This window comes from Candidatus Kosakonia sp. 282A-S69 (genome assembly GCF_029433855.1).
GTDB lineage: Bacteria > Pseudomonadota > Gammaproteobacteria > Enterobacterales > Enterobacteriaceae > Kosakonia > Kosakonia cowanii_A.
The window spans coordinates 139,930-160,432 of sequence record NZ_JAROAU010000004.1 but is presented as its reverse complement, the minus strand read 5'-3'; the positions used below and the strand labels follow the sequence as shown (position 1 = coordinate 160,432).

The 20,503-nt window shown below is 54.9% G+C and carries 15 protein-coding genes; 4 read left to right on the top strand and 11 right to left on the bottom strand.

The window, feature by feature from the left end; all coding sequences use genetic code 11:
* Window positions 1–8 precede the first annotated feature (8 nt).
* Complete coding sequence (hpt, locus tag PU683_RS20405) at window positions 9–545, bottom strand: hypoxanthine phosphoribosyltransferase (protein WP_277174449.1); 537 nt, start codon at window positions 543–545, stop codon at window positions 9–11.
* 206 nt (window positions 546–751) lie between these two features.
* Between hpt and PU683_RS20400 the strand changes: the two genes are divergently transcribed.
* Window positions 752–3,142, top strand: a complete 2,391-nt coding sequence (locus tag PU683_RS20400; RefSeq protein WP_277174448.1) for a glucose/quinate/shikimate family membrane-bound PQQ-dependent dehydrogenase — start codon at window positions 752–754, stop codon at window positions 3,140–3,142.
* A gap of 219 nt (window positions 3,143–3,361) precedes the next feature.
* Here PU683_RS20400 and cueO read toward each other — a convergent pair whose 3' ends face one another.
* Window positions 3,362–4,927 carry a multicopper oxidase CueO gene (gene cueO, locus PU683_RS20395; protein WP_277174447.1) on the bottom strand — a complete coding sequence of 522 codons (1,566 nt, stop codon included), beginning with the start codon at window positions 4,925–4,927 and terminating at the stop codon, window positions 3,362–3,364.
* Between the two features lie 144 nt (window positions 4,928–5,071).
* Between cueO and PU683_RS20390 the strand changes: the two genes are divergently transcribed.
* From PU683_RS20390 to speD, 3 genes are all read left to right on the top strand, one after another.
* Window positions 5,072–5,419, top strand: a complete 348-nt coding sequence (locus PU683_RS20390) for a YacC family pilotin-like protein (protein WP_023480277.1) — start codon at window positions 5,072–5,074, stop codon at window positions 5,417–5,419.
* An 86-nt stretch (window positions 5,420–5,505) separates the two neighbouring features.
* On the top strand, window positions 5,506–6,366 hold the full coding sequence (gene speE, locus PU683_RS20385; RefSeq protein ID WP_277174446.1) for a polyamine aminopropyltransferase: 861 nt from the start codon (window positions 5,506–5,508) through the stop codon (window positions 6,364–6,366).
* Window positions 6,367–6,386: 20 nt separating this feature from the next.
* Window positions 6,387–7,181, top strand: coding sequence for an adenosylmethionine decarboxylase (gene speD / locus PU683_RS20380; RefSeq protein ID WP_023480253.1), 795 nt, complete (start codon window positions 6,387–6,389; stop codon window positions 7,179–7,181).
* Between the two features lie 30 nt (window positions 7,182–7,211).
* On the opposite strand, the gene yacL is transcribed toward speD, so the two are convergent.
* The 9 genes from yacL to aceE all read right to left on the bottom strand — a co-directional run bounded on the left by yacL (window position 7,212) and on the right by aceE (window position 20,476).
* Window positions 7,212–7,574, bottom strand: a complete 363-nt coding sequence (gene yacL, locus PU683_RS20375) for a protein YacL (RefSeq protein WP_277174501.1) — start codon at window positions 7,572–7,574, stop codon at window positions 7,212–7,214.
* Window positions 7,575–7,765: 191 nt separating this feature from the next.
* Window positions 7,766–8,227 carry a DUF943 family protein gene (locus PU683_RS20370; protein ID WP_277174500.1) on the bottom strand — a complete coding sequence of 154 codons (462 nt, stop codon included), beginning with the start codon at window positions 8,225–8,227 and terminating at the stop codon, window positions 7,766–7,768.
* A gap of 81 nt (window positions 8,228–8,308) precedes the next feature.
* On the bottom strand, window positions 8,309–8,632 hold the full coding sequence (locus PU683_RS20365; protein WP_277174445.1) for a DUF3289 family protein: 324 nt from the start codon (window positions 8,630–8,632) through the stop codon (window positions 8,309–8,311).
* 167 nt (window positions 8,633–8,799) lie between these two features.
* On the bottom strand, window positions 8,800–11,397 hold the full coding sequence (gene acnB / locus PU683_RS20360) for a bifunctional aconitate hydratase 2/2-methylisocitrate dehydratase (RefSeq protein WP_277174444.1): 2,598 nt from the start codon (window positions 11,395–11,397) through the stop codon (window positions 8,800–8,802).
* A 273-nt stretch (window positions 11,398–11,670) separates the two neighbouring features.
* On the bottom strand, window positions 11,671–13,095 hold the full coding sequence (locus PU683_RS20355; RefSeq protein WP_277174443.1) for a hypothetical protein: 1,425 nt from the start codon (window positions 13,093–13,095) through the stop codon (window positions 11,671–11,673).
* 161 nt (window positions 13,096–13,256) lie between these two features.
* Window positions 13,257–13,988, bottom strand: a complete 732-nt coding sequence (traT, locus tag PU683_RS20350) for a conjugal transfer complement resistance protein TraT (RefSeq protein WP_270221317.1) — start codon at window positions 13,986–13,988, stop codon at window positions 13,257–13,259.
* 281 nt (window positions 13,989–14,269) lie between these two features.
* Window positions 14,270–15,694: a dihydrolipoyl dehydrogenase gene (gene lpdA / locus PU683_RS20345; protein WP_023480442.1), complete on the bottom strand. Its 1,425-nt coding sequence runs from the start codon at window positions 15,692–15,694 to the stop codon at window positions 14,270–14,272.
* A gap of 202 nt (window positions 15,695–15,896) precedes the next feature.
* Entirely contained in the window at window positions 15,897–17,798 is a 1,902-nt protein-coding gene (gene aceF, locus PU683_RS20340; RefSeq protein ID WP_277174442.1) for a pyruvate dehydrogenase complex dihydrolipoyllysine-residue acetyltransferase, read from the bottom strand.
* A gap of 14 nt (window positions 17,799–17,812) precedes the next feature.
* Window positions 17,813–20,476: a pyruvate dehydrogenase (acetyl-transferring), homodimeric type gene (gene aceE, locus PU683_RS20335; RefSeq protein ID WP_023480311.1), complete on the bottom strand. Its 2,664-nt coding sequence runs from the start codon at window positions 20,474–20,476 to the stop codon at window positions 17,813–17,815.
* Window positions 20,477–20,503: the final 27 nt, after the last annotated feature.

The following is a 20,503-nucleotide window of genomic DNA, read 5'->3' as shown; positions in this document are numbered from 1 at the left end:
CCGATTTTTTATTCGTCCAGCATGACCACTTTGCCGACATAGGGCAAATGGCGATAGCGCTGAGCGTAGTCAATTCCGTAGCCCACCACAAACTCATCCGGGATCGAGAAACCGACATACTCGACGGTCACTTCCACTTCGCGTCGCGACGGTTTATCCAGCAGGGTACAGATCGCCAGCGACTTTGGTTCGCGCAGGCGCAGAATCTCGCGCACTTTCGACAGCGTGTTGCCAGAATCGATAATGTCTTCAACAATCAATACATCTTTGCCGCGAATATCTTCATCCAGATCTTTGAGAATTTTCACATCGCGGGTCGATGACATGCCGCTGCCGTAGCTGGAGGCGGTCATAAAATCGACTTCATGGGAGACCTGCACTTCACGGCAGAGATCGGCCATAAACATAAACGAGCCGCGCAGCAGCCCCACCAGCACCATCTCGCTGCCGCTATCTTTGTAACGTTCAGTGATTTGACGACCCAGTTCGGCGACGCGTGCTTTGATCTCCGCTTCCGGGATCATCACTTCAACTTTGTGTTTCATATTAACTAACCATATGATTTTAGAAGCAAATAATTCAACACCAATCGCTTAAACCGGTGATTGAAACGCAAGCCGTGAAGTATACCAGCAAAACCAATTCAGGTGGGCATGCATCGAGAAAGCTCGATTTGTGATGACGATCACACTTGTTAACACCTATAATTAGTTGCTATCAAAAATTTAACAAACTGATGAGTAACCCTTTTATGGCAGAAACAAAATCGCAACGGTCGCGGCTATTGATCATGCTGACGACGATCTTTGCAGCCTTCTGCGGGCTGTATCTTTTAATCGGTGGTGTCTGGCTGGTCTCCATCGGTGGCTCCTGGTACTACCCCATCGCTGGCCTGGTGATGCTTGGCGTAACCTGGCTGCTGTGGAAAGAGAAGCGTTCCGCGCTATGGCTTTACGCGGCACTGCTGCTGGCTACCATGCTGTGGGGCGTGTGGGAAGTTGGCTTCGACTTCTGGGCGCTGACGCCGCGTAGCGATATCCTCGTATTCTTCGGTATCTGGCTGATCCTGCCGTTCGTCTGGCGTCGCCTGATTATTCCTGCCCGCGGCGCGGTTGCTGCGCTGTTAGCGGTACTGCTGATTAGCGGCGGTATCCTGACCTGGGCCGGCTTTAATGACCCGCAGGAGATCAACGGCACCCTGAGCGCCGATGCAACGCCTGCTGCACCGATCTCCAATGTTGCCGATAGTGACTGGCCGGCCTATGGCCGTAACCAGGAAGGTCAACGTTACTCCCCGCTGAAGCAGATTAACGCGGATAACGTTAAAAACCTGAAGGAAGCCTGGGTGTTCCGCACCGGCGACCTGAAGCTGCCAAACGATCCGGGTGAAATCACCAACGAAGTGACGCCGATTAAAGTAGGCGACACGCTCTTCCTCTGCACCGCTCACCAGCGTCTGTTCGCCCTCGATGCGGCAACCGGTAAAGAGAAGTGGCACTTCGATCCGCAGCTGAACGCGGACCCCTCCTTCCAGCATGTCACCTGTCGTGGTGTCTCTTACCACGAAGCGACGGCGGAAAACGCCAGCCCGGACGTGGTAGCTAACTGCCCGCGCCGCATCATTCTGCCGGTCAACGACGGTCGCCTGTTCGCGGTAAACGCTGACAACGGCAAGCTGTGTGACTCCTTTGCTAACAAAGGTATCCTCAACCTGCAAACCAACATGCCGGTCACCACGCCGGGGATGTATGAGCCGACTTCACCGCCGATTGTCACCGATAAAATGATTATCATTGCCGGTGCGGTAACGGATAACTTCTCCACCCGTGAGCCGTCTGGTGTCATTCGTGGTTTCGACATCAACACCGGTAAGCTGCTGTGGGCCTTCGATCCGGGCGCGAAAGATCCAAATGCGATCCCGGCGGATGAACACCACTTCACCCTTAACTCGCCGAACTCCTGGGCACCTGCGGCCTACGACGCCAAACTGGATATGGTCTACCTGCCGATGGGCGTTACCACGCCAGATATCTGGGGCGGTAACCGTACGCCGGAGCAGGAGCGTTATGCCAGTTCCATTGTTGCGTTGAATGCGACCACCGGTAAGCTGGTGTGGAGCTATCAGACCGTACACCACGATCTGTGGGATATGGATATGCCGTCCCAGCCGACGCTGGCGGATATCGATGTGAACGGTAAGAAAGTCCCGGTGATTTATGCCCCGGCGAAAACCGGTAACATCTTCGTGCTCGATCGCCGTAACGGCGAGCTGGTTGTGCCGGCACCGGAAAAACCGGTTCCGCAGGGCGCAGCGAAAGGCGATTACGTCACCAAAACCCAACCCTTCTCCGATCTGAGCTTCCGTCCGAAGAAAGATTTGAGCGGCGCGGATATGTGGGGCGCCACCATGTTTGACCAACTGGTGTGCCGCGTGATGTTCCACCAGTTGCGCTATGAAGGTATTTTCACCCCGCCGTCTGAGCAGGGTACGCTGGTCTTCCCGGGTAACCTCGGCATGTTTGAGTGGGGCGGTATCTCTGTCGATCCAAACCGCCAGGTGGCAATTGCCAACCCGATGGCGCTGCCGTTTGTCTCGAAGCTGATCCCGCGTGGTCCAAATAACCCGATGGAGCCGCCGAAAGATGCGAAAGGCACCGGTTCAGAATCCGGTATTCAGCCGCAGTACGGTGTACCGTTTGGCGTCACGCTGAACCCGTTCCTCTCTCCGTTTGGCCTGCCGTGCAAACAGCCAGCCTGGGGTTATATCTCTGCGCTGGATCTGAAAACCAACCAGGTGGCATGGAAAAAACGTATCGGTACGCCGCAGGATAGCCTGCCGTTCCCGATGCCAATTAAAGTGCCGTTTACCCTCGGTATGCCGATGCTCGGCGGCCCGATCTCCACTGCCGGTAACGTGCTGTTTATTGCCGGTACAGCGGATAACTACCTGCGCGCGTACAACATGACCAACGGTGACAAACTGTGGGAAGGTCGTCTGCCAGCGGGTGGTCAGGCAACGCCGATGACCTATGAGGTGAATGGCAAGCAGTATGTTGTCATCTCCGCCGGTGGTCACGGTTCGTTCGGGACCAAAATGGGCGACTACATCGTGGCATTTGCTCTGCCGGATGACGCGAAGTAATTAAGCTCCCTGCTCTATTGCCGGATGGCGGCTAACGCCCTGTCCGGCGGACAAAATAAAGCCCGGCATGCATAACGCAGCCGGGCTTTTTTAATGTGAAATCGCGACGCATTGCCGGATGGCGGCTGACGCCTTATCCGGCCTACAAAATCCCGAAACCGACCACAGAAACCAGGCCTGATAAGCGCAGCGCCATCAGGCATTTTTGCCGGGAGCAGTTTAGGCGACGGTAAAGCCGAGCATCATGCCGGTATCCTCATGCTCCAGCAGATGGCAGTGCGCCATATAGGCAGACTCTTTCGCTGCCGTGTGATCAAAGCGCACCAGCACTTCACTGCGCGCACCATACACATTGACCGTATCTTTCCAGCCTGCGCGATGCGCCGCCGGTGGCTTACCGTTTTCGGAAAGAATGCGGAACTGCGTACCGTGAATATGGAACGGATGCAGCATCATGTCTCCCTCCCCGGAGATCGTCCAGCGCTCATACTGCCCTTTTTGCACCGCGAATTGCGGCGTCACCATATCAAACGCTTTGCCGTTAATTCGGTTGGCATTGTGGAAATCAAAACCCTGGCTGTCGTGATCCATATGACCATGATCCATCTGCATCCCGTGCATGCCATGCATATCGCCATGATGCATCGCCATGCCCGCCATCGCGCCATCGCCATACTTCTGTTGTAGCGCCTGCATACCCATCATATCGAGCATCGGATCCATCGACAGCTGCAAGGTGCGCTGGGTAAGTCCCGCAAGCGCAGGCAGGGCGGGCAGCGAAGCCAGCGTATCCGGTAGATCGCCCGAGGCGGTCACCAGCAGCGGCTGAATGCGCAGTACCGGCACCGGTTGGTCGAATGGCGCAACGGTCATCCCCATCTGCTTAACCGGCAGCGTCACAAGATCGAAAGCCTTACCATCGCTGATATCCACCAGCACCTCAAACCGTTCGCCCATCAACATCGGCAGTTCAGCCACCTTAACCGGCTCACTTAACAGCCCGCCGTCGCTGGCGATGACATAGAGCGGGCGCTTATCGCTGGTGGCAAGATTGAGCGAGCGCGCGTTACACCCGTTGAGCAGGCGCAGACGCAACCAGCCGCGTGGAGCCGCATGCTGCGGGTAGACAGCCCCGTTGGCGAGCAGCGTATCGCCAAACCAGCCTACCGCCGCGCTCATCACATCGAGCTGGTAATCAATCTGCCCCTGCGCGGTAAATTTTTTGTCCTGCACGATCACCGGCACATCATCAATGCCCCACTGCTGCGGCAGGCGTAGCTTGCGGCTGTTCTCATCTTCGATCAGCACCAGCCCGGCCAGCCCCATCGCGACCTGACGCCCGGTTTTGCCATGCTGATGAGGGTGGAACCAGCAGGTGGCGGCCTGCTGCATCGGGGTAAAGGTCACCGCCCGGCTCCCCCCCGCCTTGATGACGCCCTGCGGCCCGCCGTCGACCTCCCCTGCTACTTCGAGACCGTGCCAGTGCACGGTAGTCTCTTCGGCAAGCTGATTGCGGATATCCACTGTCACCGCTTTCCCCTGCCGCAACTGAATGGCCGGCCCCAGCAGCGCGCCGTTATAACCCCAGGTTGTCGCGCTTTTCTGCGCAAACTGGCTCTCTCCCGCCTGCACCGTTAAGACGATGCGGCTTTGCGCATCAGGCGCCAGCAGCGGCGGAATCGGTAACGGGGGGTGGGTGGCGGCGAAGAGCGAGCGGCTCCAAAGCGGTAGCGCGCTGGTGGCCCCCAGGAGCGCGGAATATTTAAGAAAATCTCGACGTTGCATGGGTATGTCCTTATCAAGAGTCGGCGGTGCATTAAGCGTAAACCTTTCCCCTGCCGGAAGGTCAAGAAAGCAGATGATAATAAATATCGTCGCGTTAACTGGACTGTGCTAACGTTTAATTTCCGTTACGCCGTGGTAGAGAGAATGAAAACGTTTTTCAGAAGTATCATCCTTGGCAGCCTGCTCGCTGTCTCCGCCAATAGTTATGCCCTGAGTGAATCTGAAGCTGAAGACATGGCCGATCTGACGGCGGTGTTTGTTTTTCTGAAAAATGACTGCGGTTATAACAACTTACCTAACGGGCAGATCCGCCGTGCGCTGGTCTTTTTTGCCCAGCAAAACCAGTGGGATCTCAGCAACTACGATAGCTGGAACATGAAGGCGCTGGGCGAAGAGAGCTACCGCGATCTGAGCGGCATCGGCATTCCAACGGCTAAAAAGTGCAAGGCTCTTGCCCGTGACTCGTTGAGCCTGCTCGCCTACGTCAAATAGCGCTTATCTTTTGACCGTGCATCGTTCGCCAGAGTTGGCTATCATGTTGCGCCCGTTTTTCACGGATGTTAACAAAGGAGCGACGAATGGCCGACAACACCATTTGGCAAGAAACGCTGCACGACAACTTTGGTCAGTACTTTGCCGTTGATAAGGTGCTTTACCACGAGAAGACCGACCATCAGGATCTGATTATCTTCGAAAACGCCGCCTTTGGCCGCGTGATGGCGCTGGATGGCGTGGTACAGACCACAGAGCGCGATGAGTTTATCTATCATGAGATGATGACTCACGTCCCCCTGCTGGCGCACGGTCAGGCAAAGCATGTGCTGATCATCGGCGGCGGCGACGGTGCGATGCTACGCGAAGTCTCCCGCCACAAAAATATTGAAACCATCACCATGGTAGAGATTGACGCAGGCGTCGTCTCTTTCTGCCGCCAGTACCTGCCAAAACACAATGCCGGTGCCTACGACGATCCGCGTTTTGAGTTGGTGATTGATGATGGCGTCAACTTCGTCAACCACACGCAAAAAACCTTCGATGTGATTATCTCTGACTGTACCGATCCCGTCGGTCCGGGCGAGAGCCTCTTCACCTCGGCATTTTATGAAGGGTGCAAGCGCTGCCTCAATCCCGGCGGGATTTTTGTCGCGCAGAACGGCGTCTGCTTCTTACAGCAGGAGGAAGCCGTCGGTAGCCATCGCAAACTGGGGCACTATTTTGCCGATGTCAGCTTCTACCAGGCGGCAATCCCGACCTATTACGGCGGCATTATGACCTTTGCCTGGGCGACGGATAACGAAGCGTTGCGCACACTCTCTACGGAGATTATCGCTGCGCGTTTCCACACCGCCGCACTGACCTGCCGTTACTACAATCCGGCAATCCATACGGCAGCATTCGCTCTGCCACAATATCTACACGATGCACTGTCTGCACAGTGACGCTAAGGGGGTGAGAAAAATTGAAAAAGCTTAAACTACATGGCTTTAACAACCTGACCAAAAGCCTGAGTTTTTGTATCTACGATATCTGCTACGCCAAAACCGCCGAAGAGCGCGACGGCTATATTGCCTATATTGATGAACTCTATAACGCCAACCGCCTGACGGAGATCCTGACGGAGACCTGCAACATCATTGGCGCTAACATTTTGAATATTGCCCGTCAGGACTACGAGCCGCAGGGTGCGAGCGTGACGATCCTGGTGAGCGAAGAGCCGGTCGACCCGCACCTGATCGACAAAACCGAACATCCGGGGCCGCTGCCGGAAGCGGTTGTCGCGCATCTGGATAAGAGCCATATTTGCGTGCACACCTACCCGGAAAGCCATCCCGAAGGCGGGTTGTGCACCTTCCGCGCCGATATTGAAGTCTCGACCTGCGGGGTAATTTCGCCGCTGAAAGCGCTGAACTACCTTATCCATCAGCTTGAGTCGGATATCGTGACCGTCGACTACCGCGTGCGCGGTTTCACGCGTGACGTGAATGGCATGAAGCACTTCATCGACCACGAGATTAATTCGATCCAGAACTTTATGTCTGACGATATGAAATCACTGTATGACATGATGGATGTGAATGTTTACCAGGAAAACATCTTCCATACCAAAATGTTGCTTAAGGAGTTCGACCTTAAGCACTACATGTTCCATACCAAACCGGAAGATTTGACGCCGCAGGAGCGGAAAGAGATCACGGAAGCGCTGTGGAAAGAGATGCGCGAGATCTACTACGGCCGCAACATCCCGGCCGTGTAAATGCGCAGCGGGAGCAGGGACGCTCCCCGATTAGCGCTGCCTGAGAAATTGCCGATAGGCCGCGACCACCTGAAGAAAATCCTCCACGCCGCAGAGCGATAAACTCTCCTCGTCGTAGTAGTTCATCCCCTCTTCCATCTCGTCGCCGGTAAACTCCAGCAAGTTGGCGCGGATCATCACCTCTTCGCCATCCAGCCACAGCGTATATTCATGGCCGACGCGCTGCCATGAGCGCTCGCTGCCCTTCACCGTGTGTGCCGCCTGCTCCACTTCATCCAGCAGGGCGAGGTTCTCTTTCACCTCTTCGTTGAACCAGTGGCCGATCACTTCGTGCCCCATCGACATGCGCACTTTGACGCCGCCGGTGACATCGCGCAGAAATTCGTAATCCATCATTGCTCCTCATGGGGGCCAGATAGCCGCCAGTGCTTTAATTATCGCAGCACAATACAGGAAAAAAAGCGCGGGGACGGGAAGTCGTGAAAAATTCTTACAGATAAACCTGAACGTGCTGGCTGGAACCCTAAATCCGAAACCGTTTTCTGGCGATGCTCATCTTATTGACTATCTACCCTGCTCAGATATTACTCATCACTTAACCGCACGACCTCTCCGTTTTCATTCATTCGATATCGTCCATCATTGACGGTAAATAAAGTATCTCCGTTACGATCGCGCTCAACGCTAAAAATCTTATTCTTATCGACACACCGTTTTTCTGTCTTCATATCATCGAAGCACAACCGATCATATTTATCCTGATTTTTATAACCATCGCCAAAATCCCAGAACATAACATTGAAATATCCCCAGGTTGACGGATTTGGAATACCGTATATTTTTTGCAGAATATTTTTATTTTGCACCCACCAATTTATTTTTCCTTTATCAGTGATGGGGAAATGTTCCACCAGCACGGAACTATAATGGCCATCTTCATGAACAGCGATGATTTTTACCGGACGCTGTGTAAGCCAGATGAATAAACCGGACAAAATTAAAATTGAAATAATCACGCTATAAGCGAACCTGTTATAAAATTTCATTTCGCCCTCCGGTAATTTCAATAGTGGCTGAACTGTATTACAAAAAGGCAATCCATTGCCTGTCTGCATATGAGTAATCATTTACTTAATGAGATATTGATTATTACCGTAAATTGAAAAGGTGCCAGATAAAAATCGGAACTCATCAAAGAGTATAGCCGCGCACTCTTGCAGGGTGACGTGACGTCCTTCACGTCGGGAACCATAATGCATAGATAAAGATTGATTAAGCGGGCTTATCTCCTGCAAGGTATAGGGATTTATTCGAGATGATATGTCCAGCATGTGAAGATTACTCTTTAAATAACGCTCAGATAAATCACCATAGCGCATATCAGGTGCACCATAATCATCCATCGTTTTTTGCGTTTTAAAGATCAGAGTGGGAAAAACGTGCGCGACCATCGAACACCTCCATTTATTATCATCCTTTGGCGAAACTTGCCCAGGAAGAATAAAGCGATAAAAGTTGGAGGTTAAGTTGATGCAGGGTTACATATATATAATTCGGAATTTAACTTTTTTTAAAGACATAACGGAAAAAAAGCCACTCCGAAGAGTGGCTTTCTGCTTTAGACGGCGGTCTGGAATATCACGCCTTCAGCTTTATCGGTGTATTGATCAAGCTGGTCAAAGTTGAGATAGCGGTAGGTATCCACGGCGGTTTTATCCACCTGATCCATAAAGGTCAGATACTCCTGCGGCGTCGGCAGTTTACCGATCAGCGCCGACACGGCTGCCAGCTCCGCAGAGGCCAGGAAGACGTTCGCGCCGGTACCTAAACGGTTCGGGAAGTTACGGGTCGAGGTCGACACCACTGTCGCACCGTCTGCCACGCGCGCCTGGTTCCCCATGCACAGGGAGCAGCCCGGGATTTCGATACGCGCACCGCTCTTGCCAAAGACGCTGTAGTAGCCCTCTTCGGTCAGCTGTGCGGCGTCCATACGCGTTGGCGGCGCCACCCACAGGCGGGTCGGCAGCTGGCCTTTGTGGCTATCCAGCAGCTTACCGGCGGCGCGGAAGTGGCCGATGTTGGTCATGCAGGAGCCGATGAACACCTCATCGATGCTCTCGCCCTGCACATCAGAGAGCAGACGCGCATCGTCCGGATCGTTCGGCGCGCAGAGGATCGGCTCTTTGATTTCGGCCAGATCGATATCGATCACCGCCGCGTACTCTGCATCCGCGTCTGCTTCAAGCAGCTGCGGATCCGCCAGCCATTTCTCCATGCCCTGGATACGGCGCTCCAGCGTACGGCGGTCGCCATAACCTTCGGCAATCATCCACTTCAGCAGCACGATGTTGGAGGTCAGGTACTCGATAATCGGCTCTTTGTTCAGCTTGATGGTACAACCCGCGGCAGAACGCTCAGCGGAGGCATCGGTCAGCTCGAACGCCTGCTCAACTTTCAGATCCGGCAAGCCCTCAATTTCCAGGATGCGACCAGAGAAGATGTTTTTCTTACCCTTCTTCTCAACGGTCAGCAGACCCTGTTTGATGGCGTAGAGCGGAATGGCGTGAACCAGATCGCGCAGCGTGATGCCCGGCTGCATTTTGCCTTTGAAGCGCACCAGCACCGATTCCGGCATATCCAGCGGCATCACGCCGGTCGCAGCGGCAAACGCCACCAGGCCGGAGCCCGCCGGGAAGGAGATACCAATCGGGAAACGGGTGTGGGAGTCACCGCCGGTACCAACGGTATCCGGCAGCAGCATGCGGTTCAGCCAGGAGTGGATAACACCATCGCCCGGACGCAGCGACACGCCGCCACGGTTCATAATGAAGTCCGGCAGCGTATGGTGCGTGGTCACGTCAACCGGCTTCGGATAGGCCGCAGTGTGGCAGAAGGACTGCATCACCAGATCGGCAGAGAAGCCGAGGCACGCCAGGTCTTTCAGCTCATCACGGGTCATCGGGCCGGTGGTGTCCTGCGAGCCGACGGAGGTCATCTTCGGTTCGCAGTACGCGCCCGGACGAACACCGTCGACGCCACAGGCACGGCCTACCATTTTCTGCGCCAGCGAGTAGCCGCGGCTGCTTTCCGCCACGTCTTTCGCCTGACGGAAGATCTCGCTCGGCGGCAGACCCAGCGATTCACGCGCTTTGGTGGTCAGGCCACGACCGATAATCAACGGGATACGGCCACCGGCACGCACTTCATCAATCAGCACGTCGGTTTTCAGTTCGAAGGTCGCCAGCAGTTCGCCGGTTTCGTGGTTGCGCACTTCGCCTTTGAACGGGTAAACATCAATCACGTCGCCCATGTTCAGGTCAGAGACGTCGACTTCGATCGGCAGCGCACCAGCATCTTCCATGGTGTTGAAGAAGATAGGGGCGATTTTGCCACCGAGCACCAGACCGCCGCCGCGCTTGTTCGGCACGTTCGGAATGTCGTCGCCCATAAACCACAGCACCGAGTTGGTGGCGGATTTACGCGAAGAGCCGGTACCGACGACGTCGCCGACGTAGGCCAGCGGGAAGCCTTTCTGCGCCAGAGCCTCGATCTGTTTAATCGGGCCAACGCTGCCCGGCTGATCCGGTTCGATCCCTTCACGGGCGTTTTTCAGCATCGCCAGCGCGTGTAGCGGAATATCCGGGCGCGACCAGGCATCCGGTGCCGGTGAGAGATCATCGGTGTTGGTTTCGCCGGTCACTTTAAAGACGGTAACGGTGATCTTCTCGGCCAGCGGCGGACGGCTCTGGAACCATTCAGCCTCAGCCCAGGATTGCATCACCTGTTTGGCGTAGGCGTTGCCCGCTTTCGCTTTCTCTTCTACGTCGTAGAAGTTGTCGAACATCAGCAGGGTGTGGGAGAGGGCTTTGGCAGCAATCGGTGCCAGCGCGTCGTTATCCAGCGCTTCAATCAGCGGATGGATGTTATAGCCGCCCTGCATGGTGCCCAGCAGTTCTACGGCTTTTTCAGGGCTAACCAGTGGGGAGGTTGCTTCGCCTTTGGCGACAGCTGCAAGGAAACCCGCTTTCACATAGGCGGCTTCATCAACACCGGGCGGGACACGGTTAGCCAGCAGGTCTAACAGGAATTCTTCTTCGCCAGCAGGCGGACTTTTCAGCAGCTCGACAAGCGCGGCCATTTGGGTTGCATCTAATGGTTTTGGCGCAATCCCCTCAGCGGCACGTTCAGCTACGTGCTTACGGTATTCTTCTAGCACGACGGTTCTCCTCGCTCTCATTGTCATAATGCGGCAGGCGTTTCTCTTCACGCTCCTGTGAGACAGCAGTTTGTAGGGTAAATCCGCGAACCGCGCCGGGCAGCATAGCAGGAATTTCAGGGGGTGTTAATCTGTTTACAAAAAAGCAACATTAAATCCCGGCTGAATCGTTACAGATGGCATAAAGCAGAGTGCAGAAGGGTTTCGCGAAAAATAATCCTCGAACCGACGATAAAACAAACGGCTCCGCAGAGCCGTTACGTTAAGACAATGTTAAAGCTTGCCGAGGATATCCAGCCCCCAGCTACGGCTGAATTTCTCCGGGTTCAGGCTCTCATCCACCAGTTTGCCCAGCAGATACTTTCTCACCGTTTCACGATTATCCACCTGCTGATGGTGCGCAACGTTTGCCAGTTGACCGCGTCCGTTGTAGTTGAGCGTGGTGCTGTTCTCCTCGCTATTTTCAACCACGTGATAATAGTAGTTTTGTGAGGATCGCTGCGTGCCCAGCGCCAGCGGAATCGACGGATCGATCGCCTGGTGCCAGGCGGCGCTCAGTTGGCTTCGCGTTGTCTGCTTCACGCTCTTCGTGCTGTCGCTGTGGGTATTGGCTTCCGTTGACTGCGAGGCGCTGTAGGCAAAGCGATCTTTCTCCTGCAACTTCGCGGGATTAACCGACTTCTCCGTCTGCGTCAGTGAGAGTGAAAAATCATGCAAACCACTCAGCTGTGACGCACCGTTATCGCCGATGCGGATCGCATTCGTCGCCACGACAGGCATTTTTTCGGCGCTGGTATTACTGTTAAGCGCCCGGAAGACCGCCTTCAGCGCCGCCATCTGCTCATAATTGCCCTGCCCTGCACTGCGCGCTTTGTCGAATTTGCTCTCCCACGCGCTTAAGGCGGATTGCTGCTGCGCGGCGTTGCCGGCGAAGGCGGAGTGCGCCATGTCGCTGCTCATTTTCAGCGAGAACTCGCCATCTTCATAAGCCGTAGAGCGCGTTTTGTTATCCGCATGGAAATTGAGTGACTGTAGCGACCTGTCGTCGTTACGCAGGTCAGTTTTCAGATCCACCGATTTCAACAGGCGAGTATCAAACTGGGTCAAGCCGCTGATATCAAGCTGCGGCTGCTGTTTGCCGAGGCCGCTCAGGGTCTCCCCTAACGCTTTACCAAGGCCAGCGATGGCCGCTGCTTCATCATCATTGAGCGCCTCGCCGTCGGTTTTTAGCTGGACGGTCATGCCATCATCCTGCTGGCTCATCACCAGCTGCACTTTGGTGCCGGACTGGGTGACGATATCCATCGTGATTGCCGAATCGAACGGCGCGCGGGCAATGCCCATCTCCGCACCGTGCAGCGTCTGCACCACATCGCCACGGTTATCATTCAGGTTGCTCAGCAACGTGCTGCCGAGCGTGGCGAAAGCGGAGACGGAGGTGCCGCCGGAGGCCAGCCCCATCAGCCCTTGAATCTGGCTATGCTGCTGCTCTGCAATCGCCGGGTTCACTTTCTTAGGCATCAGCGAATAGACGGCGGCAATCTCCGGCGTCTGGCTGCCGAACATCACTTTTGTCGAGGCATCATCCCCGGGGGATGCTTTGTTTACGGATAGGGGTGCGGCAGTGCCGACCCGTGCAGAGGTACTGACCCGCGCGGTTGATGGCAACAGCGCAGTAAGGTTAAGGCCGTTAATCATGGCGATGAAACTCCCTCTCACCGAAATGGTAAACAGGTAACATCGGCAGCGTGCAGCGAAGGTTTATCGCTTTTGCCTGAAAAGCAGGCATCCGTCACTTTTGTGCATAAAAAAAGCGGGCCAGTTGCCTGAGCCCGCTTTTTTAGCTGCCAGTAATCCACTTACATGATGTTGGCGACAGATTTTGCCAGCTGCGCTTCGAGAGCCGGTTTCGCCTCTTCGAATTTCAGGTTTACTTTGTTGGCGTTAGAGACCACGCGGGTCTGATACTTCGCGCGGTTACCCTCTTCGGTGCTGGTCTGCAGCTTAATACCGGAGGTACCCTGACGCAGTGCGGCGATATTATCGGTGGTCACTTTCGCTTTGCTGCGCTCGGAGATCTGCAGGTCGGTGATCATCGTGAAGTTCACATCTTCCACCATCGCGTCTGCCGCCAGACCAATCAGGCCAGCCGCCAGACCCACGCCCAGCGCGGCACCGGAGGAGTTGCTGTTATAAGCGGTGATACCGGCACCCAGACCAGCACCAATCGCCGCGCCTTCGTAACCACTTTTCAGGTAGCCCTGGGTTTCACGCAGATCCATTTTGTCCGCTTTCAGCACGTTCGCCTGGATCCAGTAGTAGGCCGTATCCGGAGAGGAGGTCACTTTATAACCTTTATCGCTCAGCTCTTTTGCCAGCAGGCTCTGCAAGTTACTCATGTCTTTATCAGAGGTATTTTTCACCTGAATAAAGACGGTTTTCTCAGAGGCAGGCTCCAGCCAGATGGTCTGGCTCATCTGGGTTTTCACGTCCAGATTGCGTTTTTTGATAGCGGTCGTCATCGCGCCACAGCCCGAGAGGGTAAATGCCGCCAGAACCATACCGACGACAGCAAGTTTTTTAATAGACATTAACGATTCCTTTATATTTCGTACACCAGAAGAACAACAAATGCGGCAAAGGCAGGACGGGAGCGATGAAACGCGGATAAGTGACAAAGTCCATGTCATGACGACGCCAGGCCACCCGCCTGAGGCGAGCGTGCCAACACTATTCTTAAGGGAGTTATCGGCTTCGTTATCAATTGGTTGAGGGCTAATTACCTACTAAATGTGGTGGTTCTGCGGCAGATATAAAAAAAGCAGCCATAAAGGCTGCTTTATTCTGGAACGCACACGCGGCGTGAAGAGGCTTATTTCTTCTTCGCTTTCGGGTTCGGCAGGTCGGTGATGCTGCCTTCGAACACTTCTGCGGCCAGGCCAACAGATTCGTGCAGCGTCGGGTGCGCATGGATGGTCAGCGCGATATCTTCTGCATCACAGCCCATTTCGATAGCCAGACCGATTTCACCCAGCAGCTCGCCGCCGTTGGTGCCGACAACCGCGCCACCGATAACACGGTGCGTCTCTTTGTCGAAAATCAGTTTGGTCATACCGTCTGCGCAATCGGAAGCGATAGCACGGCCAGAAGCTGCCCACGGGAAGGTGGCGGTTTCGTAGCTGATGCCTTTCTCTTTCGCTTCTTTCTCGGTCAGACCTACCCATGCCACTTCTGGCTCGGTATAGGCGATAGACGGGATCACTTTCGGATCGAAGTAGTGCTTCTTACCGGCGATAACTTCTGCGGCAACATGGCCTTCATGTACGCCTTTGTGCGCCAGCATCGGCTGACCGACGATATCGCCGATAGCGAAGATGTGCGGCACGTTGGTGCGCAGCTGTTTGTCGACGCGGATAAAGCCACGGTCGTCCACTTCCACGCCCGCTTTACCGGCGTCGAGGTTTTTACCGTTCGGCACACGGCCAATGGCGACCAGCACGGCGTCGTAACGCTGCGGTTCAGCCGGGGCTTTTTTGCCTTCCATCGTAACGTAGATACCGTCTTCTTTGGCTTCAACGGCGGTCACTTTGGTTTCCAGCATCAGGTTAAACTTCTTGCTGATGCGTTTGGTGAAGACTTTCACCACATCTTTGTCGGCAGCCGGGATCACCTGGTCGAACATCTCAACCACGTCAATCTCTGAACCCAGCGCATGGTAGACGGTGCCCATTTCCAGACCGATGATGCCGCCACCCATGACCAGCATACGCTTCGGTACGGATTTCAGCTCAAGCGCGCCGGTGGAATCCCACACGCGCGGATCTTCATGCGGAATGAACGGCAGTTCAATCGGACGGGAACCCGCCGCGATGATGGCGTTGTCAAAGTTGATCACGGTTTTGCCGTTTTCGCCTTCCACTTCCAGGGTGTTCGCCCCGGTAAATTTACCCAGACCGTTAACCACTTTGACCTTACGGCCTTTCGCCATACCTGCGAGGCCGCCGGTCAGCTGGTTAATCACTTTGTCTTTCCAGGTACGGATTTTGTCGATGTCGGTCTGCGGTTCGCCGAAAACGATGCCGTGCTCGGCCAGCGCTTTAGCTTCTTCGATCACTTTCGCGACGTGCAGCAGCGCTTTAGAAGGGATACAACCTACGTTCAGACATACACCGCCGAGGGTGTTGTAGCGTTCAACGATGACGGTTTCCAGACCTAAATCAGCGCAACGGAAGGCAGCAGAGTAACCTGCCGGGCCTGCCCCAAGTACCACGACCTGAGTTTTGATTTCAGTACTCATCATGACCTCTTATTGATTTCCGGCGGTCAGGGGTACTTCATGTCGCCCTTCATCCACCGGGACGTTCTATCCGCCCGCAGTTTACAAAATTGTTAACATTTTTGAAACAACAAACGGCTAACGAATTGTCCTTTGCCCCTGATAACCCCAAAAGCGCTATGAGATTAGCAGAAAAAAGCCGGCCGTCAGGCCGGCTTCTCGATTACATCACCAGACGGCGAATGTCGGACAGCATGTTGTTGATGATGGTGATAAAGCGCGCCCCATCAGCACCGTCAATCACACGGTGGTCGAAGGAGAGCGAAATCGGCATCATCAGACGCGGAACGAACTCTTTACCGTTCCACACCGGCTCCATCGCGGACTTGGAGACGCCCAGGATAGCCACTTCCGGCGCGTTCACAATCGGTGCGAAGTGGGTGGTACCCAGGCCGCCGATGCTGGAGATAGTGAAGCAGCCGCCCTGCATTTCGCCGGCAGTCAGCTTACCATCACGCGCTTTTTTGGAGATGGTGGTCAGTTCGCGGGACAGCTCGGTCACGCTCTTCTTGTTCACGTCTTTAAAGACCGGAACCACCAGGCCATTCGGGGTATCAACCGCCACACCGATGTTGATGTATTTTTTCAGCGTCAGACGCTGACCATCTTCGGACAGGGAGCTGTTGAAACGTGGCATCTGCTCAAGGGCCGCGGCAACGGCTTTCATGATGAAGACCACTGGGGTGAATTTCACGTCCAGTTTACGTTTCTCTGCTTCGGCGTTCTGCTGTTTACGGAACGCTTCCAGATCGGTGATATCGGTTTTGTCGAAGTGGGTAACGTGCGGGATCATCACCCAGTTACGGCTCAGGTTAGCACCAGAGATTTTCTGGATACGGCCCAGTTCCACTTCTTCGATTTCGCCGAACTTGCTGAAGTCCACTTTCGGCCACGGCAGCATGCCCGGCAGACCACCGCCGGAAGCGGCAGCTGGCGCAGATTCCGCGCGTTTCACCGCGTCTTTCACGTAGGCCTGAACGTCTTCGCGCAGGATACGGCCTTTACGACCAGAGCCCTTCACTTTCGCCAGGTTAACGCCAAATTCGCGCGCCAGGCGGCGGATCAGCGGAGTTGCGTGGACGTAAGCATCGTTCTCTGCGAAGTCAGATTTGCCTTCTGCTTTGGCCGGAGCCGGAGCAGCAGCCGGTTTCTCTGCTTTTGCAGCCGGTGCCGGTGCCGCTTCCTGCTTCGCTGCCGGAGCAGCCGTAGGCGCAGCGCCTTCCACTTCGAAGACCATGATCAGCGAGCCGGTGGAGACTTTGTCGCCCACGTTCACTTTCAACTCTTTCACCACGCCCGCGAACGGTGCCGGGACTTCCATTGAGGCTTTGTCGCCCTCAACGGTGATCAGAGACTGCTCAGCAGAGACTTTGTCGCCAACTTTGACCATCACTTCGGTCACTTCAACTTCGTCACCGCCGATATCCGGTACGTTAACGTCTTTCGCGCCCGCAGCCGCTGCCGGAGCAGAAGCGGCCTCTTCTTTGACCTGCGGTTTCGCGTCAGCGGCTGGTGCAGCGCCCGCTACTTCGAAGACCATGATCAGCGAACCGGTGGAGACCTTGTCGCCAGTGTTCACTTTGATCTCTTTTACGGTGCCGGCGAACGGGGCCGGGACTTCCATGGAGGCTTTGTCGCCTTCCACGGTGATCAGGGACTGCTCAGCGGTCACGCTGTCGCCCACTTTCACCAGAATTTCGGTCACTTCGACTTCATCACCGCCGATATCCGGCACGTGAACGTCTTTCGCGCTTGCAGCGGCCGGAGCGGCAGCTGCCGGCGCGGCTTCTTTCTTCTCTTCTGCCTGAGCAGGTGCAGCATCAGCTGCACCGTCGGCGGAATCGAAAATCATGATCAGTTTACCGGTCTCGGTTTTGTCGCCGACAGAGACTTTAATCTCTTTAACGACGCCAGCCTGCGGAGACGGAACTTCCATAGAGGCTTTGTCGCCCTCTACGGTGATCAGCGACTGTTCTGCTTCAACTTTGTCGCCCACTTTGACCAGAATCTCGGTGATTTCTACTTCATCAGACCCGATGTCCGGTACGTTGATTTCGATAGCCATTCTCTCTTTACCTCTTACGCCAGACGCGGGTTAACTTTATCTGCATCGATGTTGAATTTGGTGATCGCTTCCGCCACCACTTTCTTGTCGATTTCGCCACGTTTAGCCAGTTCGCCCAGGGCTGCTACCACCACGTAAGAAGCATCCACTTCGAAGTGGTGACGCAGGTTTTCACGGCTGTCGGAACGACCGAAGCCATCGGTACCCAGTACGCGGTAATCATCAGCCGGTACATAAGTACGAACCTGTTCGGCGAACAGTTTCATATAGTCAGTAGATGCTACAGCCGGAGCGTCGTTCATCACCTGAGCGATGTACGGAACGCGCGGAGTTTCCAGCGGGTGCAGCATGTTCCAGCGTTCACAATCCTGGCCATCACGCGCCAGTTCGGTGAAGGAGGTGACGCTATAAACGTCAGAACCTACGCCGTAGTCGTTGGCCAGGATCTGCGCGGCTTCACGTACGTGACGCAGGATAGAACCGGAGCCCAGCAGCTGAACTTTGCCTTTGTTACCCGCAACGGTTTCGAGTTTGTAGATACCTTTACGGATACCTTCCTCAGCACCTTCCGGCATTGCCGGCATGTGGTAGTTTTCGTTCAGCGTGGTGATGTAGTAGTAAACGTTCTCTTGTTTCTCGCCGTACATGCGCTGCAGACCGTCATGCATGATGACCGCAACTTCGTAAGCGTAAGACGGATCGTAAGAGATACAGTTCGGGATAGTCAGCGACTGAATGTGGCTGTGACCATCTTCGTGCTGCAGACCTTCGCCGTTCAGGGTCGTACGACCAGAAGTACCACCTACCAGGAAGCCGCGAGCCTGCTGGTCGCCTGCCTGCCAGCACAGGTCACCGATACGCTGGAACCCGAACATGGAGTAGTAGATGTAGAACGGGATCATCGGCAGGTTGTTGGTGCTGTAAGAGGTCGCAGCCGCCAGCCAGGATGCGCCCGCACCCAGTTCGTTGATACCTTCCTGCAGGATCTGACCTTTCTCGTCTTCTTTGTAGTAAGCAACCTGCTCACGGTCCTGCGGGGTGTACTGCTGGCCGTTCGGGCTGTAAATACCAATCTGACGGAACAGACCTTCCATACCGAAGGTACGCGCTTCATCGGCGATGATCGGCACCAGGCGATCTTTGATCGACTTGTTCTTCAGCATCACGTTCAGGGCACGAACGAAGGCGATGGTGGTGGAGATCTCTTTGTTCTGCTCTTCCAGCAGCTGAGAGAAGTCTTCCAGCGCAGGCAGATCCAGTTTTTCGGTGAAGTTCGGCTGACGAGACGGCAGGTAGCCTTTCAGCGCCTGGCGACGTTCGTGCAGATATTTGTGCTCTTCAGAGCCTTCAGCGAAGGTAAGGTAAGAGAGTTTTTCAACTTGCTCATCGGTCACCGGAACATTGAAGCGGTCGCGGATATAACGCACGCCGTCCATGTTCATTTTCTTCACCTGGTGGGCGATGTTTTTACCTTCGGCGGTGTCGCCCATGCCATAACCTTTAACGGTGTGGGCCAGGATGACAGTTGCTTTGCCTTTGGTTTCCTGCGCTTTTTTCAGTGCAGCGTAGATTTTCTTCGGATCGTGACCACCGCGGTTCAGAGCCCAGATCTGCTCATCACTCCAGTCTGCAACCAGTGCGGCGGTTTCCGGGTATTTCCCGAAGAAGTGTTCGCGAACGTACGCACCATCTTTCGATTTGAAGGTCTGGTAGTCGCCGTCAACGGTTTCGTTCATCAGCTGGATCAGTTTACCGCTGGTATCTTTACGCAGCAGCTCGTCCCAACGAGAGCCCCACATCACCTTGATTACGTTCCAGCCAGCACCTGCGAAGATGCCTTCCAGTTCGTTGATGATTTTGCCGTTACCGGTGACCGGGCCATCAAGACGCTGCAGGTTACAGTTGATGATGAAGCAGAGGTTGTCCAGTTTCTCACGGGTGGCGATAGTGATCGCACCTTTGGATTCTGGCTCATCCATCTCGCCGTCGCCGAGGAAGGCGTAAACGGTCTGCTCAGAGGTATCTTTCAGACCACGGTGTTCCAGATATTTCAGGAACTTCGCCTGATAGATCGCACCAATCGGGCCCAGACCCATGGAAACGGTCGGGAACTGCCAGAATTCCGGCATCAGTTTCGGGTGCGGGTAAGAGGAGAGGCCTTTACCGTGCACTTCCTGACGGAAGTTGTTCATTTGCTCTTCAGTCAGACGACCTTCAACAAATGCACGTGCGTACACGCCCGGAGAGATGTGGCCCTGGAAGTAAACCAGATCGCCGCCATCTTTCTCGTTACGAGCGCGGAAGAAGTGGTTGAAGCAGACTTCGTAAATGGTTGCGGAGGACTGGAAGGAGGCCATGTGACCGCCCAGCTCGAGGTCTTTTTTAGACGCACGCAGAACCGTCATGATTGCGTTCCAGCGGATAGCTGAACGAATACGGCGTTCCAGTTCCAGATTGCCCGGGTATTCCGGTTCATCTTCAACGGCAATAGTGTTTACGTAGTTGCTCGCCCCTGTGCCAGCTGCCACTTTCACACCGCCTTTGCGGGCTTCAGAAAGGAGCTGGTCAATCAGATACTGAGCACGCTCAACACCTTCTTCACGGATGACCGATTCGATCGCCTGTAGCCAGTCGCGAGTTTCGATCGGATCCACGTCATTTTGTAAACGTTCTGACATGGGGGGTATTCCTTATCTATCTAATCG

What these genes read in the sequence shown, in the direction of transcription:
- yacL (WP_277174501.1), bottom strand. Translation starts at nt 7,574, where the DNA reads ATGGATTACGAATTTCTGCGCGATGTCACCGGCGGCGTCAAAGTGCGC.
- speE (WP_277174446.1), top strand. Translation starts at nt 5,506, where the DNA reads ATGGCCGACAACACCATTTGGCAAGAAACGCTGCACGACAACTTTGGT.
- aceF (WP_277174442.1), bottom strand. Translation starts at nt 17,798, where the DNA reads ATGGCTATCGAAATCAACGTACCGGACATCGGGTCTGATGAAGTAGAA.
- aceE (WP_023480311.1), bottom strand. Translation starts at nt 20,476, where the DNA reads ATGTCAGAACGTTTACAAAATGACGTGGATCCGATCGAAACTCGCGAC.
- PU683_RS20400 (WP_277174448.1), top strand. Translation starts at nt 752, where the DNA reads ATGGCAGAAACAAAATCGCAACGGTCGCGGCTATTGATCATGCTGACG.
- traT (WP_270221317.1), bottom strand. Translation starts at nt 13,988, where the DNA reads ATGTCTATTAAAAAACTTGCTGTCGTCGGTATGGTTCTGGCGGCATTT.
- PU683_RS20390 (WP_023480277.1), top strand. Translation starts at nt 5,072, where the DNA reads ATGAAAACGTTTTTCAGAAGTATCATCCTTGGCAGCCTGCTCGCTGTC.
- PU683_RS20355 (WP_277174443.1), bottom strand. Translation starts at nt 13,095, where the DNA reads ATGATTAACGGCCTTAACCTTACTGCGCTGTTGCCATCAACCGCGCGG.
- hpt (WP_277174449.1), bottom strand. Translation starts at nt 545, where the DNA reads ATGAAACACAAAGTTGAAGTGATGATCCCGGAAGCGGAGATCAAAGCA.
- cueO (WP_277174447.1), bottom strand. Translation starts at nt 4,927, where the DNA reads ATGCAACGTCGAGATTTTCTTAAATATTCCGCGCTCCTGGGGGCCACC.
- PU683_RS20365 (WP_277174445.1), bottom strand. Translation starts at nt 8,632, where the DNA reads ATGGTCGCGCACGTTTTTCCCACTCTGATCTTTAAAACGCAAAAAACG.
- lpdA (WP_023480442.1), bottom strand. Translation starts at nt 15,694, where the DNA reads ATGAGTACTGAAATCAAAACTCAGGTCGTGGTACTTGGGGCAGGCCCG.
- PU683_RS20370 (WP_277174500.1), bottom strand. Translation starts at nt 8,227, where the DNA reads ATGAAATTTTATAACAGGTTCGCTTATAGCGTGATTATTTCAATTTTA.